Source organism: Brenneria izadpanahii (genome assembly GCF_017569925.1).
Classification (GTDB): domain Bacteria; phylum Pseudomonadota; class Gammaproteobacteria; order Enterobacterales; family Enterobacteriaceae; genus Brenneria; species Brenneria izadpanahii.
In genome coordinates, this window is record NZ_CP050854.1 from 955935 (window position 1) to 971918 (window position 15984).

Sequence of the window (15984 nt, forward strand, 5' to 3'; positions counted from 1 at the left end):
TGTTAATCCGGCCTGAAGCGACGTCATCAAATCATATAACCGTAGGAAAAGAAGCAGGGCGCTTGGGCCGGGGGATGCATTAACGGTTATCTCTTCCGGAGAAAAAGCCATGCGTAGCAGAAAAGAAAATATGACGGTCGCAGGTATAGAGCGGAGTGTTTTAAAACCGCTGTCGTTTACCTGTTTGCTGGGTGAGTGCCGTTCCGAGTTGCTGCCGCTGCTTTCCGAAGTCAGTAAAGTGGTCAGCGCGGAAGGTTCGCTGTCCAAAACCTTAAAGCTGGTGCTTGAGTTGATGAAACAGCACCTTCAGGTGACCCGGGCGATGATCAGCCTTTATGACGCCAGCTGCGATCAGATCTTTATCCATGAAAGTTTCGGCTTGTCTAAAGAAGAGGCCGAGAAGGGCGTCTATTACCCCGGCGAAGGCATCACCGGGAAAGTGGTGGAAAACAAACAGCCGATTATTGTGCCGGATATCGCCGACGATCCCCGTTTTCTGAACCGTACCGGCAGCTGGGATAAAAACGAGGATCGCAACCTGTCGTTTATCTGCGTTCCCATTATCCGCGGTATGAAAGTCATGGGAACGATCGGCATTGAACGCCGCTACAACAACGACCAACTGCTCTATCTGGATCTGGAAGTTCTGCGGATTATCGCCACCACCACCGCGCAGGCGGTTGAGCTGCATCTGTTGGAACGCGCGCATAAAAAAGTGCTCAGGGATCAGGATTCGCTGCTAAAGCGTACGCTGCGGGAAACCTTCAAGCCCACTAATATCATCGGTAATTCGCGGGTGATGCAGTCCGTTTATCAACTGATTGAGAAAGTCAGCCATGCCCGCACCACCGTATTGATCCTGGGCGAAAGCGGCGTCGGCAAAGAGCGCGTCGCCAGCGCGATCCATTACAACAGCCCCTGCGCCAACGGGCCTTTTGTCAAATTTAACTGCTCCTCGCTGCCCGAAGGCATCATCGAAAGCGAACTGTTCGGGCATGAAAAAGGGGCGTTTACCGGCGCGACGTCCCGGCGGGCCGGGCGTTTTGAAGAGGCGGACGGCGGCACCATCTTTCTGGATGAGATCGGCGAACTGACGCCACTGGCGCAGGCAAAGCTATTGCGCGTATTGCAGGAGCGCTGTTTTGAGCGCGTGGGCAGTAATGAAACCATCAAGGTGAACGTGCGCATTCTGGCGGCGACGCACCGCAATTTGCCTGAAATGGTCGCCAACGGCGCGTTCCGCGAGGATCTGTATTATCGCCTGAATGTGTTTCCGATCACCATTCCCCCATTGCGCGATCGCGGCAACGATATCCTGATTCTGGCCGATCATTTCAATGCCCATTTCGCCAAAGAGCTGGGGATTGATGTGCCGACCATCGCCACCCCCGCTTTGAATCTGCTGCTGAGCTATAGCTGGCCGGGCAACGTGCGTGAACTGGAGAACACCATGGAGCGGGCCGTATTGCTGGCGGATGAAGGCTTCATTCATAGCTACCATCTGCCGATTAATCTGCAACCGGTGCTGCTGGGGGAAACCGTGACCGGTCTGGAAGCGCAGTTGGCGAGAATCGAGTACGACATCATCGTTGAATCGCTGGCGCGCAATCAGGGAAATATTTCCCGCACGGCGGCGCAGTTGGGTATGACCCGGCGGGCGCTGAGCCTGAGGATGGAAAAATATCAGCTGAATTATAAAGCGTACCGGAGCGGAAATTAGCGTATGGAAAATACCAAACGCGCCAGTCCCGGACATGCGGAGGAGGAGGCTTTCCCGCGCTCCGGCGGCGGAAGATCGAAAAAGAAGCCCCATTCGGTACATGAGGTTAGCCGGATTATTACCCGTTCGTTCGCCATGAAGCGGGTGATGGAAAAGGTGGCGCGCTTTGCGCCGACGCTATCGCCGATATTGTTGCGCGGCGAACCCGGAACCGGCAAGGATGTTATCGCCAGGGCCATCCATGCGCAATCGACGCTCCGCCGCCGCGCGTTTATCAAGTTAAGCTGCGATTATTCCAATGATGAGCAGGCGATCATGGCGCTGCTAGGGAGCGATGAAAGCGGGAATCAGCATCCGGGGGCTATCTCTCTGGTTAACGACGGCACGCTCTTTTTAAGCGAAGTCGGCCTGTTTTCATTGCGTATGCAAAAGTGCCTGCTGCGTCTATTGCAGGAAAAAGAGTACATGCCGCTAGCGGGAAGCCGGGCGCTGCCCTGCAAGATGCGGCTTGTTTGCGCGACGGAAAGAAATCTTGAACAGATGGTCGCCGCCGGCGACTTCTTGCCGGAATTATATTACCGGCTGCATGTCGCCACCATTGCGTTGCCGGCGCTGCGCGATCGTCAGGAAGATATTCCCGAACTGGTCAATTATTTTTTCGAACGCTTTAACCGCGTGAATAACCTGAATCTCTCGATGACGGAAACCGCCCTTTCCCCGCTCTATTTATGTAACTGGCCAGCCAACGTGCGCGATTTGGAAAATTGTCTGGAATATGCCTCGCTGCACCGCGAAGGGGATATCATCAATCAGCTTCCCTGCCTGACCGAACGCTGCATGCGGCAGAAATTGAATTTGAAGATCAGCAACTATATGCAGAGCGCCGCCGAGGAACCCGCCGTTGCGCCAGAGCCGGCCGCCGCGGAGTTTGATGCTCCGCTACGCTGGGAGCCCTGCGCGACGTTACCGCACGTCGTGATGCCGATAGCCGGCGGATCCGGCGGCTACGATGCAAGTGATGAGATTCGCCATCGCATCATCGCCGCGCTGGAGAAAAGCGGCTGGGTTAAGGCTAAAGCCGCGCGTTTATTAAATCTCACCCCCCGGCAGCTCTCTTACGCGCTGCAAAAGCTACAGATAGAAGTGAAAAAGTTTTAACGCCGATAGCGCGACGGCGGCTGCCGTTACACGAAATAGTAACGTTTGGCAGGGAAAACTCTCTGTTTTTGGCCTTCATTCGAGATACACAAAAAGGCGATCGGTGCTTACATCGAAAAATATTACTACAACTCATTTGAGTCATAGCCCGAAAAACATTCTAGTGGTGGCGCGCCTACATTACGACATACGCAATAGTTGTTGCCGATCGCCGGCTAGAAAAAGGCAAGACGGCGATCGGCAACTCATTGGGTGGGGCGCTTGTCTGACCCGCGAAGGGCTGTATGCTGTGAATGCTATAGCGCATCTTTTTCATCGCGGGTATAGGTCAGAATATCCGCAGGCTGGCAATCCAGGTACTGGCAAATCGCCTCCAGCGTGGCAAGCCGGATACCCTTTACTTTCCCTTGTTTAAGCAGAGACAGGTTCTGTTCTGTTATGCCGATGGCCGCCGCCAGATCCTTTGATTTGACCTTTCTTCTGGCGAGCATCACATTCAATGTTATTTCAATAGGCATCTTCGGCTCATACAAATTGCTGATTTTCATTATTGATTTCACTTGCCTGGCGCAAAATACGCGCGATCACGATGACGCACGCCGACAGGAAAAGAGCGACGACCCCCGAGGAATCAAAACTCAGCGATAGCAGTCGCTGGCCTGAGGGTTCCCGCATGGTAAGCCATAAACTCAGCAAAGGCTCGCAGACGATGTTCAGCGCCACCCAGATAGCGACAGAGCGCCCCATTTTTTCCATACAGGCGGAAGACGACGGCGAGAAGTAATCGTCTGCAGCATAGTTTTTGAACAAAGCGCGCAGATTTAATAACCCCACGGTCAGCATCAGCAACGGAATACTGGACAGTAAAATCGCGCCCAGCTTTTGCCATAAGGGGTAGGTCGTCAGATCTAAGCCAGGAATGGAAATCATCCGGTCGGAAAGATAGAAGGCAAGGCCAGCCCCGCCTTCAACGGAAGCTAACTGCGGAAAAAGCCATACGGCTGCATTCAGAGCGAGCATAACAATGACTAACCCCAGGGTGAGCGCCGCCATACGGTGACTGACAACAGCCAAACGATCAAGAGCCATGAGAAACCTCCAGGATGAGTGAAAACTGAATTTTAGTATTTAATTATCGTAAAACGATAATTTATTATCTTTTTATATGCATTTACCCAAAAATGCAACCAGTGTATTTCTGTGTTTAGCGTTTTTAGGCCAGGCAGCGGAAGCCTAACCCATCAGGACTATTTCACTTGCCATTTTGAACTCGGGCTGTGTCAACTAGCCTACTGGGATAGGTTTTTAGGTTGTTCGTTGGTTACGTACTCAACGGCAATGATGGCATTTATTATTGCAATGGCTGTTGTTATTGCTATTTTTGGTCTAAATCGATCTAAACTGCTTCGCAAAATAGTCGTTCGCTTGAAGGGAGTTCAGTCCGCGTTGCGTGATGGTCTGTCACTGATATCCAGCATGCTCTGTCGCTTTAATTAGCCGTAGTGTTTGCAACTGGTTTATTATCTTCAATATTGCGTATTTGAAACGTGGAGTCGGAACCGTCTGACTCGTTTTTCAAAACGCATTTGTCACGTTGGGCAACGATACCTGAAGGTATCTAAGGTACATGTGCAGTTAACAAGTTTTACGGATTATGGCTTACGGGCGCTGGTTTATATGGCGTCGTTGCCGGACGGGGAAATGACCAGCATTTCAGAAGTGACTGAAGTGTATGGCGTCTCTCGTAATCATATGGTCAAAATTATCAATCAACTTAGTCGGGCAGGGCTTGTTATGGCCGTGCGAGGTAAGAATGGCGGGATCCGCCTGGGAAAACCCGCGGCGTCCATCCGGATTGGCGATGTCGTACGTGAGCTGGAACCGCTCTCGTTGATTAACTGCGGCGATGAGTTTTGCCACATTACGCCGGCCTGCCGATTGAAGCAGATACTCCAGCAGGCGGTGCGGAACTTTCTGCATGAGCTGGACCAATACACGCTGGCCGATTTGGTCAAAGAAAATCCCCCACTTTACAAATTATTGTTGGTTGAATGATACCTGTTCAGCCTCCTGCTGATGACAACGGAGAAACCGCAATGTCACAAGACCCATTCCTGGAACGAGAAGCAGAAAAATACGAGTCTCCCATTCCTAGCCGTGAATATATTCTGGCCCATATTGCCAAACGAGATACCCCGATTAAGCGGGAAGAACTGGCGGCCGATCTACAGTTAACCAGCGATGAGCAACTCGAAGCGCTGCGCCGCCGTCTGCGGGCGATGGAACGCGACGGCCAATTGATTTTTACCCGCCGCCAATGCTACGCCCTGCCGGAAAAACTGGATTTGCTGCGCGGTACGGTGATCGGCCACCGCGACGGCTATGGCTTTCTGCGCGTGGAGGGCCGCAAAGACGACCTTTATCTGTCCGCGGAAGAGATGAAACGCGCCATTCATGGCGATGTGGTGCTGGCCCAGCCGCTGGGCGCCGACCGCAAAGGGCGGCGGGAAGGCCGTATCGTCCGCGTGCTGGAACCGCGTACCGGGCAGATCGTCGGGCGCTATTTTGTCGATGCCGGCGTCGGTTTCGTCGTCCCGGACGATAGCCGTCTCAGTTTCGACATTTTGATTCCGAAAGAAGATATCAACGGCGCCCGGATGGGCTCCGTGGTGGTGGTGGAACTGACTCAACGCGCCACGCGCCGGACGAAAGCGGTGGGGAAAATCGTTGAGGTGCTGGGCGATACCATGGGAACCAGCCTGGCGGTGGATATCGCCCTGCGTACCCATGATATTCCGCACACCTGGCCGCCGAAAGTGGAAGAACAGGTGAAGGATCTGGCGGAAGAGGTGCCGGAAGAGGCGAAAAAAGGCCGCATTGACTTACGCAAATTGCCGTTGGTGACCATTGACGGCGAAGACGCGCGTGATTTTGATGATGCGGTGTACTGCGAGAAGAAACGCGGCGGCGGCTGGCGGCTGTGGGTGGCGATTGCGGACGTCAGCTATTATGTGCGTCCGAATACGCCGCTGGATCACGAAGCGCGCGCGCGCGGTACGTCGGTCTATTTCCCGTCGCAGGTGGTGCCGATGCTGCCGGAAGTGCTGTCTAACGGGCTCTGTTCGCTTAACCCGCAGGTCGACCGTCTGTGTATGGTGTGCGAGATGACCGTTTCGGCGCAGGGAAAACTCTCCTCATATAAATTTTATGAAGGGCTGATGAGCTCACATGCTCGTCTGACCTATACCAAAGTGTGGAGTATTCTTCAGGGCGACGCCGAACTGCGCGAGCGCTATAAGCCGCTGGTGGGCGGGCTGGAAGAGCTGCACCGGATGTACAAGGTGCTGGACCAGGCGCGCGAAATTCGCGGCGGCATCGCCTTTGAAACGGAAGAAGCCAAATTCATTTTCAACGCCGAGCGCCGCATTGAACGGGTTGAATCCGTGGTGCGCAACGATGCGCATAAGCTGATTGAAGAGTGCATGATTCTGGCGAATATTTCCGCGGCGAAATTCGTGGAGAAAAATGAGGAGCCGGCGTTATTCCGCGTCCACGATCGGCCAAGCGAAGATCATGTTCTGGCCTTGCGCAGCGTGCTGGGCGAACTGGGGCTGACGTTGAAAGGCGGTATGAAGCCGCAGCCTAAAGATTATGCCGCGTTAATGGTGGAAGTCGCCGATCGTCCCGACAGCGAAATGCTGCAAACCATGCTGCTGCGCTCGATGAAGCAGGCGGTCTACGATCCGGAAAACCGCGGCCACTTTGGTCTGGCGCTCGCTTCCTACGGCCACTTTACTTCGCCTATCCGCCGCTATCCGGATTTGGCTTTGCACCGCTCGATCAAGTATCTGCTGAGTTCCCGTAAAGAACGCTGGACGCCGACCGGCGGCTGGCACAGCGATATGAACGAGATGCTGCAACTGGGGATGCACTGTTCGATGACGGAACGCCGGGCCGATGAAGCGACCCGTGACGTGGCCGACTGGCTGAAATGCGACTTTATGCAGGATCACGTCGGTGAAGTGTTCACCGGGATTATCTCCAGCGTGACCGGTTTCGGGTTCTTTGTGCGTCTCAACGATCTGTTTATCGACGGGCTGGTGCATGTCTCCACGCTGGATAATGACTACTATCGTTACGATAATATCGGTCAACGTCTGATCGGCGAGTCGCGCGGTCAGGTTTATCGCCTGGGCGATGAAGTGGAAATTCGTGTTGAAGCCGTTCATATGGACGAACGTAATATCGATTTCGCGCTGGTTTCCAGCGCGCGCAAACCGCGCGGCGAGGGTAAGACGGCGCGCGAACGGGCGAAGAAAGCGGATAACCGGGAGGCCAAACCGGCTCGCCGCCGCCGTAACGCCGCTAAGCCGGCGGCGAATTTCGAACCGGATTCCTCCTTCCGTAAAGAGGGCGATCGTAAAGCCAAACCGGCCGCCGGCAAATCCAAGCCGAAAAAGAACGCTGATAAAGCCAAAAAGAACGCCGAGAAAACGCGTAAGATTGCGGCGGCCACCAAAGCCAAACGCGGGAAGAAGAAGCCGTCCGCCGAGTCATAATCTCTGCGCGGACGTTGACGCCCCGGACGATTTGGCATTAATGGCCCCTAAGCCGCCCCTTGCCAGAGGCGGCGGCGATTGATTAACGTTGCCAGGGCTGCTCTCTCTCCTGGCAAGGGGCGGGGTTAGCACCGGAAGGATTGTCATCAACCATTAACGGTCGGACGCCGGCCGTTTATGATTAATTTAAAGAGTATCAATGAGCGAAATTATTTACGGTATTCATGCGGTTAAAGCATTACTGGAACGGGATCCGCAGCGCTTTCTGGAGGTTTTTATCCTGAAGGGGCGTGACGATCGCCGCTTGCATCCGCTGATTACTGAACTGGAATCGGCGGGCATTGCGATTCAGATGGCCAACCGCCAGTGGCTGGACGGCAAAGTGGAAGGCGCCGTGCATCAGGGTATTGTCGCCATCGTGAAAGAAGGGCGTCAGTATCAGGAGAACGATCTGCCCGTTTTGCTGGACGGTTTGGAGCAGCCTTTTCTGCTGGTGTTGGATGGCATCACCGATCCGCATAATCTGGGCGCCTGTCTGCGCAGCGCCGATGCGGCCGGGGTGAATGCGGTGATTGTCCCGCGCGATCGTTCCGCGCAGCTTAATGCGACGGCGAAAAAGGTCGCCTGCGGCGCGGCGGAAAATGTTCCGCTGATCCGCGTGACCAATTTGGCGCGCACGTTGCGGCTGTTGCAGGAGCACCAGGTCTGGATCGTCGGTACGGCGGGCGAAGCCGATCACACGCTGTATCAAAGCAAACTGACCGGCCCGCTGGCGCTGGTGATGGGCGCTGAAGGCGAAGGCATGCGCCGCTTGACCCGAGAACATTGCGATGAATTAATCAGCATCCCGATGGCGGGCAGCGTATCTTCGCTGAACGTATCCGTCGCAACGGGGATCTGTCTGTTTGAAGCGGTGCGGCAGCGCAGCTGACGCATACAATTACGGTTATCAGCGCCCGCGCGATAGGCGGAATAACGGCAACCTAAAGGAAAGTTACGGCATGACGATGGTTAACGCTTTACTGGCTTTTGCTTCTTACTTTTTCATTGGTTTTGTCATGGTGTTGGCATTCCTGTTCATTTATACCCGCGTCACGCCGCATGACGAATGGACGCTGATCAAGGCGAATAATAGCGCGGCGGCGGTCGGCTTTGCCGGCGCGTTGATTGGCTATGTCATTCCGCTGGCCAGCGCGGCGGTGAATTCGGTCAGCCTGCTGGATTACATCACCTGGGGGATTGTGGCGCTGGCGATCCAACTGCTGATTTATGGCGCCGTGCGCCTTTATCTGCCGGGTCTTAGCCGCCATATTCAGAATAATGAGGTCGCATCGGGCGTTTTCCTGTGTACGGCTTCATTGGGCGGCGGGATTCTCAATGCGGCGTGCATGTCCTATTAATCGCCCCGGCTGGAAGTAATGCTTTGACCACGGGGTATAACATCACGGTTATTACCCCGTAAAGCATCAGCGGTACAACACCGCGCGAGAAATCCAGACGCCGGGAAATTTCCTTTTTTCCGTTTTCATCACGATCGTGTAGTAGCGCGCCCCTTTTTCATCCGCCTGCCGCTGAATGGCCCGGTCCGCATCATCCGGGCTGCCGTTTACGGTCACCGATGCCGTGCCGATTTTTGTCAACGTGGAAGTTTGCGCGTAGTTAATTAGCTGCGCGCGTTCCGTCGGCGGCGGCGGGGGAACCGGCGTGCCTTGCACCACGCTGCAAGCGCAGAGAACGAATGAAACCATCGCCGTCAGAAAAGCTTTCAGCATAGCCTTTGCCTCATAGATTTATTTCCGTTCAGTGTAGCGCGCTTTGCCCGTTGAAAGTAACGGCCGACCGCGGGTTAAAAGCTGTTGCAGGCGATCATCCGCTAAAGTAATATGCCGCCGTTTTCTCATTCTAACTCACTGATACTGCAAGGATGCCGCCATGAAACATGATGCTTTGACGCTTTGCAGGCTATTCCAGGATTAATTCCGCACGACCCATTTTGGCGCTTTAGCCCGGCTTTTGGCCTGCCTCATTATTTTTTTAAATTGATCGGCAGGATTGATCTATGGGCAATGCCTTTCGCTTCGAAACGCTCAAGGCCTCGGGGCCGGGCGGCCAGCACGTTAACAAAACCGAATCGGCGGTGCGCGCGATGCATATTGCCAGCGGCATTAGCGTTAAGGTGCAAAGCGAACGCAGTCAGCATGCCAATAAGTGCCTTGCCGGCTATTGAATCGCCTGGCATTTGAAACAACGGGAACAGCAAAACGAAGCCGATTTGCGTTCCCAGCGTCGCAGATCCCATATCCAAATTGAACGCGGGAACCCGATAAGGGTTTTTATCGGCGAACGATTTGAATCCTCGCGCTAGCGGGTTGCCAAGGGAGAGGTTGACTCTCCCTTTTTATATCGTCAATTCATCATCAAGCCGCTTGCCTTCCTTCGCTGACATCGCGTTTTTTGGGTTATCGCAGACTTTGCGCTAAGCCATTGCGAATTTGTTTTTAAAGCGAGCCGAGTTTTGGTGCTATGGTGTTTGATGTAAGAGTTGATATTCAAAAACAAGATGATAGGTAGAGAGCACATGGTTGAGATTTCACTGGATACCGTTAATGGTATTGACGTTTTGCATGCCGTTCCAGGCGGTAAAAAAGACCTTCCTTTGCCGACCATTTTTTTCTTTCATGGCTACCTCTCGTCAAAAGAAGTTTATTCCTATTTCGGCTATGCGCTGGCCGCCGCCGGTTTCCGGGTGATTTTACCCGACGCCGCTATGCACGGGGCGCGTTTTGACGGTGATGAGGCCCGGCGGCTGAGCCGGTTTTGGCAGGTGCTTCAATCGAATATCGATGAATTGCCTGACTATGTGGAGGATTGCCGGCGGCGCGGATGGATCGCCGATCGGCGCATCGGCGTATGCGGCGCATCGCTGGGCGGCATGAGCGCATTAGGATGCATGGCGCGCTATCCGTGGATTTCGGCCGTGGCGGCTTTTATGGGATCGGGCTATTTTTCAACCCTGTCCCATTCGCTGTATCCTCCGCTTCCTGCGCATCACGCAGATGCGGACATGGTGCGGCGGCAATTGTCCGAGACGCTTGCCGAATATGATGCCTCCTCGCGGTTGGCGTCTTTGGCCGATCGTCCTCTGCTGCTATGGCATGGCGATGCCGACGAGGTGGTGCCCGCCGAAGAGAGCGCCCGGTTGTATCGGGAACTGAAACGGCGGAAGCTGGACGGCAACCTGACGTATCTGACCGAAGCCGGGGTGACGCATCGCATCACGCCGACGGCGCTGCGGGCGGGGGGCGATTTTTTCAGCCGTTATCTGCCGGCCCCGAATTGGTAATCGGCCGCAATATCGCGCGGGTATCGATATATCTTCATCGCCAGGCGATATAAAACAGCGCGCCGGCGCATCCGCTATGCCGCGGTTCTGTCTTTTTATACCGCGCCTTGCGTTTCCTCACGCGGGACACTATACTTACGCGTCATTTTTTCAGCCGCACACATAACACGTTCCTTGCTTCCATGGGCCGCGGTTGACCCTGACAGGAGGCTGAATAATCCGTAAGGAGCAATTCGATGCGTCATTACGAAATCGTTTTTATGGTTCATCCTGACCAAAGCGAACAGGTTCCGGGCATGATCGAACGCTACACTGGTGCCATCACCGGTGCGGAAGGTACGATCCACCGTCTGGAAGACTGGGGCCGCCGTCAACTGGCTTACCCGATCAACAAACTGCACAAAGCGCACTACGTTCTGATGAACGTTGAAGCGCCGCAGGAAGTGATCGATGAGCTGGAAACAAACTTCCGCTTCAACGACGCCGTTATCCGCAGCATGATTATGCGCGTTAAACACGCGGTAACCGAAGCATCTCCGATGGTGAAAGCGAAAGACGAACGCCGTGAGCGTCGCGAAGATTTCGCAGAATCCAACGATGATGCAAATTCTGGGGATTCTGAAGAGTAATTGTTGTGGTGACGACCAATCGTCTGGCGTTGTCCGGCACGGTGTGCAAGACCCCCATTCGTAAAGTCAGTCCTTCGGGTATTCCTCACTGTCAATTTGTGCTTGAGCACCGATCGACGCAGGAGGAAGCCGGATTTAACCGGCAAGCATGGTGTCGTATGCCCGTGATTGTCAGTGGACCAGCGTCACAAGCATTTACCCACAGTATAACGGTCGGCACGCAACTCACCGTGCAAGGGTTTATTAGCTGCCATCAAGGGCGCAATGGCCTGAGCAAAATTGTGTTACATGCCGAGCAGATTGAATTGATAGATTCTGGAGACTAGCCAAATGGCACGTTATTTCCGTCGTCGCAAGTTCTGCCGTTTCACCGCGGAAGGCGTTATCGAGATCGATTATAAAGACATCGCTACGCTGAAAAACTACATCACTGAAAGCGGCAAGATCGTTCCTAGCCGTATCACTGGTACTCGTGCAAAATACCAGCGTCAGCTGGCTCGCGCTATCAAGCGTGCGCGTTACTTGTCTTTGTTGCCGTACACTGATCGTCATCAGTAATCGGTCACTGTCCATTAACGAGACTTTGAGAGGATAAGGTAATGCAAGTTATTCTGCTTGATAAAGTAGCAAACCTGGGCAGCCTGGGTGATCAGGTAAACGTTAAAGCAGGTTACGCTCGTAACTTCCTGGTTCCGCAGGGCAAAGCCGTGCCGGCAACCAAGAAAAACGTTGAGTTCTTCGAAGCGCGCCGTGCTGAACTGGAAGCCAAACTGGCTGAAGTTCTGGCCGCTGCTGAAGCCCGCGCCGCCAAGATCACTGAACTGGCAACCATTACTATCGCGTCTAAAGCAGGCGACGAAGGTAAACTGTTCGGTTCTATCGGCACCCGTGATATCGCTGATGCGGTAACCGCGGCTGGTGTTGAAGTTGCTAAGAGCGAAGTTCGTTTACCGAACGGCGTTCTGCGTACTCTGGGCGATCACGAAGTGAGCTTCCAGGTACACAGCGATGTGTTCGCTACGCTGAATGTAGTTGTCGTTGCCGAAGCGTAATTAACGCTTTTGTTGACGAGTGAAACGCCGGCCTTGCGCCGGCGTTTTGCATTTCCGCCCCTTTCATTTTGAAATCCGGGGGCACTTTGAAATTTACGGGGTAGGGATCGCCGTCGATGGTTAACGGGAGCGGGTAAATCCGCCGTCCGCATTGCGGGTGAATCTGACCATCTGATTGCCGGTGGTTTCTATTTCCAGTTCCGCCACTGCGCCTTGCGCGTTCAACTGCAATTTCACTTCCTGACCGGCTCGCAGATTGCTGAGCGGTTTATCCTCTCCTTCCACCTGCGCCATGGCGAAAACGTCAGCCACCGGCAGATTGTTATCGCGAAATAGCTGCGCCAGCGTCTGACCGGAACTAATTTGATAGTTGCGCCAGGCGGTTTCCGTATGTTGCGGCGCGGGCTCGATCGGCGGAGGAGCAGGCCGGGCGGCCGGCGTTTGCGTTGCCGGCGGCCGGTTCTCGACAATTTCCGCCTGCATCGGCGCGGCTGGTTCAACCGTAACCGGCGTCGGTTGCGGGGAGGGGGCGGGAGGCGGGCTGTAAGGCCACAGCAGCGCGACCAGCACGATACCGGCTGCCACCAACATCCAACGGCGATGGAAGAGAGGAAGCGGCTCCATCCAACGGTAGCTATCGGGCAGATGCCAGATCTTCTTTAACGCGGCTTTAATCCGCTGACTGGATGATGATTGCAATGGGTTATTCTCCTCCCCAGCTTTGAATTTTAAGTATATACCCTTCATCTTCCAAGTTGCAGGTCTGTTGACTTCCTGCATTCTTAAATCTGACGGGTATTGATTTTCCAACCGCAATGACAGCGTTTATTCGCGCATAAAAGCGACATATTCGGACACAGGATTTTACCCTAATCTCTGGCGCTGTTATGCTGCGCTTTCGGTTTTTTACAGTTTAAAAGGAACATCCATGACAACCCCTTCTTATGATAGCGTCGAAGCGCAGGCAAGTTACGGCATCGGCTTACAGGTAGGTCAACAACTACAGGAATCCGGCCTTGCAGGGTTGATCCCTGAAGCGCTGGTGGCCGGTTTGCGCGATGCGTTGGAAGGTCACGCGCCAGTGGTTCCCGTGGATGTGGTTCACCGGGCCTTACGTGAAGTTCACGAACGCGCGAGCGCCGTACGCCGTGAACGTCAGCAGGCGCTGGCGGTTGAAGGACAACAATTTCTGGCTGAAAACGCGCAGAAAGACGGCGTGAGCAGCACCGAGTCCGGCCTGCAGTTTCGCGTATTGACGCAGGGCGAAGGCGAAATCCCTTCGCGTCAGGATCGGGTGCGTGTTCATTATACCGGCCGACTGATTGACGGCAGCGTATTCGATAGTTCGGTCGAGCGCGGTCAGCCCGCCGAATTCCCGGTCAGCGGCGTGATCCCCGGCTGGATTGAAGCCTTAACGCTGATGCCGGTCGGCTCCAAGTGGGAACTGTATATCCCCCATGAGCTGGCCTATGGCGAGCGTGGCGCGGGCGCATCTATTCCGCCGTTCAGCGCCTTGATTTTTGAAGTCGAGCTGCTGGAAATTCTGTAAAAAGGTTACGGAACTCGATGCGTTTGATGACAAACTGATCGAGTTCCGATCGGGGTACGCGGCGTAAAGCATCGCAGGCGTTACCCCATCGCCGCGCCCCTTGCCAAAAATCTAATATCGTCTGCCGCCGGCAACGCTCGTAACGCGTCTCATCCGATTGAAAACTAATCCTTATCAAGCAGCAGCGGCCGGTAATGATGAACCTGACGCATCGTCACCAGATCCTTGCGCCTGACCGGGTTGGTCGGCACCGGACTGCCCGCTAATGACGTGGTGTCGATGGTTAGGGTCGTGAAGCCCGGCTCCTGCCACAGCACCTGTTCATGCCGGGGAAAGGTGAAGGTTTCCGGCCCGAATATTCCGCTGTATCCGCCGCGCTGACCGTGCGGCTCCACGCTGTTGGCGAAGGCCAGATACAGGTTGTTTTCACCGGCGCGGGTGCGCAGCAAATGCCAGTGCAGGGGATCGGTCCCCACCGGGATCGGGTAGTTTTGCGGAACCTGGCTGCCGGCGTGGCCGCTGACGAAACCGTCGCCGAGCGCGGCGCAGCAGACCACGATGTCGCAGCCCATCAGCGTGAGAATACGGGCGGATTCGGGAAACAGCGCGTCATTGCCCGACAACAGGCCGATTCGTCCTAGCGCCGTATCGAATACCCGCCACCGTTCGCCCGCCGTCGCCCATGCTTGATAGGCCAGGGGCAGGTGCATCTGGCGGTAGTGGCCGATCAGGCCTTCCGGCCCCAGCAGCACTTGGGTGTTGTAATATTTATCCTGCTGTTTTTCCGCCATGCCGACGACCAGATAAACCCGCAGCGTCATGGCTAGCTGAATCAATGATTGCAGCGCGGGGGAGTCCAGCGTCTGGGCGTTCGTTTGCGGGGCGGTATGGCCGGTCAGCGCCATTTCAGGGAAAGCCACCAGTTCGCTATGCTGCTGCTCGACCGCCTCCCGCGTCAGCGCCACGATGCGGGCGAGATTGTCCTCAACGCGGTCGGCGGGGGAAAACTGGCAGACGCTAATCCGGCTCTGTTTGCCAGCGGGCAGGGGATGATGGCCGTACAGGCCGAAGAAATCCGCGGGGTTCCACAGAAAACTGTCGCTAAGCAGCGCGTGGTACTCCTGCGGCCGCCGCTGGGCGAACACCGGTTCGCCCAATACCTGGCGCCGGCGGCTGATCCGCACGTCAATTTCGCCGTAGGCGATGCCATCCCCGTTATCCACGACATCGACGATCGCGCCGTCCGGCGCGATAATCCCGCTGCCGCCGCTGAACTGTACGCCGCGCTCCAGCCCCCAGCGGTTGCTTTCCAGCAGATAACAGCTATTTTCCATGGCGCGGCTGATCCAATAGGGCGCGGGGGCGCGTTCCGCCAGCCAGTTGCTGACGTGACAGATAATATCCGCCCCGGCCAGCGCCAGCAGTCTGGCGGTTTCAGGAAAATGGATATCCATGCAGATCAGCATGCCGATCTTGCCGATCGGGGTATCGAAAACCTGATGCCCGACGTCGCCCGCCGCCGCCCATTTGGGTTCGGAGATATACGGGTGGCTTTTGCGGTGACGGCCGATCACCCCCTGCGGGCCGATCAGCAGCGCGCTGTTGTAATACAGTTGGGTGTCGGCGTCCACTTCCGGCATCCCCAGCACGATATAACACTGATAGCGCTGCGCCAGTTCGGTAAAACGCGCGGATGTTTCGCCGGGCGCGGTTTCCACCTGGGAGGCGATCTCCCGGCGGTCATACCAGCAGTAGCCGGTAGTCGCCATCTCCGGCGTGGTGATCAGTTTGGCCCCCTGACGGGCCGCCTGCTCCACCAGATCCAGCAGACGGGCGATATTGGCCTCTTTGGCGAACATCGCTGGTTCGAACTGGATGGCGGCCGCGAGAAAAGGAGCTATTGACATGACTAATCCTCACTAAACAGTTGATGTCGCCGCGACGGTCGGCGTCGCAGCATGAAAATAAAATTGC

At 55.3% G+C, this 15984-nt stretch carries 18 protein-coding genes and 1 pseudogene; 14 read left to right on the forward strand and 5 right to left on the reverse strand.

The genetic code is table 11. From position 1 onward, the window contains the following. The first annotated feature begins 109 nt into the window (after positions 1 to 109). The 3 genes from HC231_RS04205 to HC231_RS24315 are packed head-to-tail and all read left to right on the forward strand — an operon-like array spanning position 110 to position 3025. Positions 110 to 1720, forward strand: coding sequence for a sigma 54-interacting transcriptional regulator (locus tag HC231_RS04205; protein WP_246494683.1), 1611 nt, complete (start codon positions 110 to 112; stop codon positions 1718 to 1720). 3 nt (positions 1721 to 1723) lie between these two features. Next, positions 1724 to 2878 (forward strand): sigma 54-interacting transcriptional regulator, encoded by a 1155-nt coding sequence (locus HC231_RS04210; protein WP_208229864.1) that lies wholly within the window; start codon positions 1724 to 1726, stop codon positions 2876 to 2878. A 45-nt stretch (positions 2879 to 2923) separates the two neighbouring features. Continuing rightward, on the forward strand, positions 2924 to 3025 hold the full coding sequence (locus HC231_RS24315; protein WP_208229865.1) for a hypothetical protein: 102 nt from the start codon (positions 2924 to 2926) through the stop codon (positions 3023 to 3025). 149 nt (positions 3026 to 3174) lie between these two features. Here the strand turns inward: HC231_RS24315 and HC231_RS04220 are convergent, their stop codons facing one another. Together HC231_RS04220 and HC231_RS04225 are read right to left on the reverse strand one after the other, a co-directional pair. Continuing rightward, positions 3175 to 3396, reverse strand: a complete 222-nt coding sequence (locus tag HC231_RS04220) for a helix-turn-helix domain-containing protein (RefSeq protein ID WP_208229866.1) — start codon at positions 3394 to 3396, stop codon at positions 3175 to 3177. 7 nt (positions 3397 to 3403) lie between these two features. Then, positions 3404 to 3967 (reverse strand): DUF2975 domain-containing protein, encoded by a 564-nt coding sequence (locus HC231_RS04225; RefSeq protein ID WP_208229867.1) that lies wholly within the window; start codon positions 3965 to 3967, stop codon positions 3404 to 3406. 540 nt (positions 3968 to 4507) lie between these two features. Between HC231_RS04225 and nsrR the strand changes: the two genes are divergently transcribed. The 4 genes from nsrR (at position 4508) to HC231_RS04245 (ending at position 8837) form a co-directional block, all read left to right on the forward strand. Then, positions 4508 to 4933 (forward strand): nitric oxide-sensing transcriptional repressor NsrR, encoded by a 426-nt coding sequence (gene nsrR, locus HC231_RS04230; protein WP_208229868.1) that lies wholly within the window; start codon positions 4508 to 4510, stop codon positions 4931 to 4933. A gap of 41 nt (positions 4934 to 4974) precedes the next feature. Continuing rightward, a complete protein-coding gene (gene rnr / locus HC231_RS04235; protein WP_208229869.1) occupies positions 4975 to 7437 on the forward strand; it encodes a ribonuclease R in 2463 nt (820 codons plus the stop codon). Between the two features lie 199 nt (positions 7438 to 7636). Further along, positions 7637 to 8368, forward strand: coding sequence for a 23S rRNA (guanosine(2251)-2'-O)-methyltransferase RlmB (rlmB, locus tag HC231_RS04240; RefSeq protein ID WP_208229870.1), 732 nt, complete (start codon positions 7637 to 7639; stop codon positions 8366 to 8368). A 70-nt stretch (positions 8369 to 8438) separates the two neighbouring features. Next, positions 8439 to 8837, forward strand: coding sequence for a DUF350 domain-containing protein (locus HC231_RS04245; protein WP_208229871.1), 399 nt, complete (start codon positions 8439 to 8441; stop codon positions 8835 to 8837). A gap of 66 nt (positions 8838 to 8903) precedes the next feature. Here HC231_RS04245 and bsmA read toward each other — a convergent pair whose 3' ends face one another. Next, complete coding sequence (gene bsmA / locus HC231_RS04250; RefSeq protein WP_208229872.1) at positions 8904 to 9209, reverse strand: biofilm peroxide resistance protein BsmA; 306 nt, start codon at positions 9207 to 9209, stop codon at positions 8904 to 8906. Positions 9210 to 9502: 293 nt separating this feature from the next. Here bsmA and HC231_RS04255 point away from each other — a divergent pair. The 6 genes and pseudogenes from HC231_RS04255 to rplI all read left to right on the forward strand — a co-directional run. Continuing rightward, positions 9503 to 9802: pseudogene (locus tag HC231_RS04255) on the forward strand (peptide chain release factor-like protein); the annotation flags it as partial. Positions 9803 to 10015: 213 nt separating this feature from the next. Continuing rightward, complete coding sequence (gene yjfP / locus HC231_RS04260; RefSeq protein WP_208229873.1) at positions 10016 to 10780, forward strand: esterase; 765 nt, start codon at positions 10016 to 10018, stop codon at positions 10778 to 10780. 236 nt (positions 10781 to 11016) lie between these two features. After that, positions 11017 to 11409: a 30S ribosomal protein S6 gene (gene rpsF / locus HC231_RS04265; protein ID WP_208229874.1), complete on the forward strand. Its 393-nt coding sequence runs from the start codon at positions 11017 to 11019 to the stop codon at positions 11407 to 11409. A gap of 5 nt (positions 11410 to 11414) precedes the next feature. After that, positions 11415 to 11735: a primosomal replication protein N gene (gene priB, locus HC231_RS04270; RefSeq protein ID WP_208229875.1), complete on the forward strand. Its 321-nt coding sequence runs from the start codon at positions 11415 to 11417 to the stop codon at positions 11733 to 11735. A gap of 4 nt (positions 11736 to 11739) precedes the next feature. Continuing rightward, the gene (gene rpsR, locus HC231_RS04275; RefSeq protein ID WP_048637617.1) at positions 11740 to 11967 is read left to right on the forward strand and encodes a 30S ribosomal protein S18; all 228 of its coding nucleotides are present in this window, start codon (positions 11740 to 11742) and stop codon (positions 11965 to 11967) included. A 41-nt stretch (positions 11968 to 12008) separates the two neighbouring features. Then, on the forward strand, positions 12009 to 12461 hold the full coding sequence (gene rplI, locus HC231_RS04280) for a 50S ribosomal protein L9 (protein ID WP_208229876.1): 453 nt from the start codon (positions 12009 to 12011) through the stop codon (positions 12459 to 12461). Positions 12462 to 12581: 120 nt separating this feature from the next. On the opposite strand, the gene HC231_RS04285 is transcribed toward rplI, so the two are convergent. Further along, entirely contained in the window at positions 12582 to 13160 is a 579-nt protein-coding gene (locus HC231_RS04285) for an OapA family protein (RefSeq protein WP_246494685.1), read from the reverse strand. Positions 13161 to 13389: 229 nt separating this feature from the next. Here HC231_RS04285 and bamJ point away from each other — a divergent pair, with 229 nt between their 5' ends. Then, positions 13390 to 14010 carry a BamJ family beta-barrel-assembly machinery protein gene (gene bamJ / locus HC231_RS04290; protein WP_208229878.1) on the forward strand — a complete coding sequence of 207 codons (621 nt, stop codon included), beginning with the start codon at positions 13390 to 13392 and terminating at the stop codon, positions 14008 to 14010. A gap of 164 nt (positions 14011 to 14174) precedes the next feature. Here the strand turns inward: bamJ and HC231_RS04295 are convergent, their stop codons facing one another. Further along, on the reverse strand, positions 14175 to 15917 hold the full coding sequence (locus HC231_RS04295) for a nitrilase-related carbon-nitrogen hydrolase (RefSeq protein ID WP_208229879.1): 1743 nt from the start codon (positions 15915 to 15917) through the stop codon (positions 14175 to 14177). Positions 15918 to 15984: the final 67 nt, after the last annotated feature.

What these genes read in the sequence shown, in the direction of transcription:
- HC231_RS04205 (WP_246494683.1), top strand. Translation starts at nt 110, where the DNA reads ATGCGTAGCAGAAAAGAAAATATGACGGTCGCAGGTATAGAGCGGAGT.
- HC231_RS04210 (WP_208229864.1), top strand. Translation starts at nt 1,724, where the DNA reads ATGGAAAATACCAAACGCGCCAGTCCCGGACATGCGGAGGAGGAGGCT.
- HC231_RS04220 (WP_208229866.1), bottom strand. Translation starts at nt 3,396, where the DNA reads ATGCCTATTGAAATAACATTGAATGTGATGCTCGCCAGAAGAAAGGTC.
- HC231_RS04225 (WP_208229867.1), bottom strand. Translation starts at nt 3,967, where the DNA reads ATGGCTCTTGATCGTTTGGCTGTTGTCAGTCACCGTATGGCGGCGCTC.
- rnr (WP_208229869.1), top strand. Translation starts at nt 4,975, where the DNA reads ATGTCACAAGACCCATTCCTGGAACGAGAAGCAGAAAAATACGAGTCT.
- rlmB (WP_208229870.1), top strand. Translation starts at nt 7,637, where the DNA reads ATGAGCGAAATTATTTACGGTATTCATGCGGTTAAAGCATTACTGGAA.
- HC231_RS04245 (WP_208229871.1), top strand. Translation starts at nt 8,439, where the DNA reads ATGACGATGGTTAACGCTTTACTGGCTTTTGCTTCTTACTTTTTCATT.
- bsmA (WP_208229872.1), bottom strand. Translation starts at nt 9,209, where the DNA reads ATGCTGAAAGCTTTTCTGACGGCGATGGTTTCATTCGTTCTCTGCGCT.
- yjfP (WP_208229873.1), top strand. Translation starts at nt 10,016, where the DNA reads ATGGTTGAGATTTCACTGGATACCGTTAATGGTATTGACGTTTTGCAT.
- rpsF (WP_208229874.1), top strand. Translation starts at nt 11,017, where the DNA reads ATGCGTCATTACGAAATCGTTTTTATGGTTCATCCTGACCAAAGCGAA.
- rpsR (WP_048637617.1), top strand. Translation starts at nt 11,740, where the DNA reads ATGGCACGTTATTTCCGTCGTCGCAAGTTCTGCCGTTTCACCGCGGAA.
- rplI (WP_208229876.1), top strand. Translation starts at nt 12,009, where the DNA reads ATGCAAGTTATTCTGCTTGATAAAGTAGCAAACCTGGGCAGCCTGGGT.
- bamJ (WP_208229878.1), top strand. Translation starts at nt 13,390, where the DNA reads ATGACAACCCCTTCTTATGATAGCGTCGAAGCGCAGGCAAGTTACGGC.
- HC231_RS04295 (WP_208229879.1), bottom strand. Translation starts at nt 15,917, where the DNA reads ATGTCAATAGCTCCTTTTCTCGCGGCCGCCATCCAGTTCGAACCAGCG.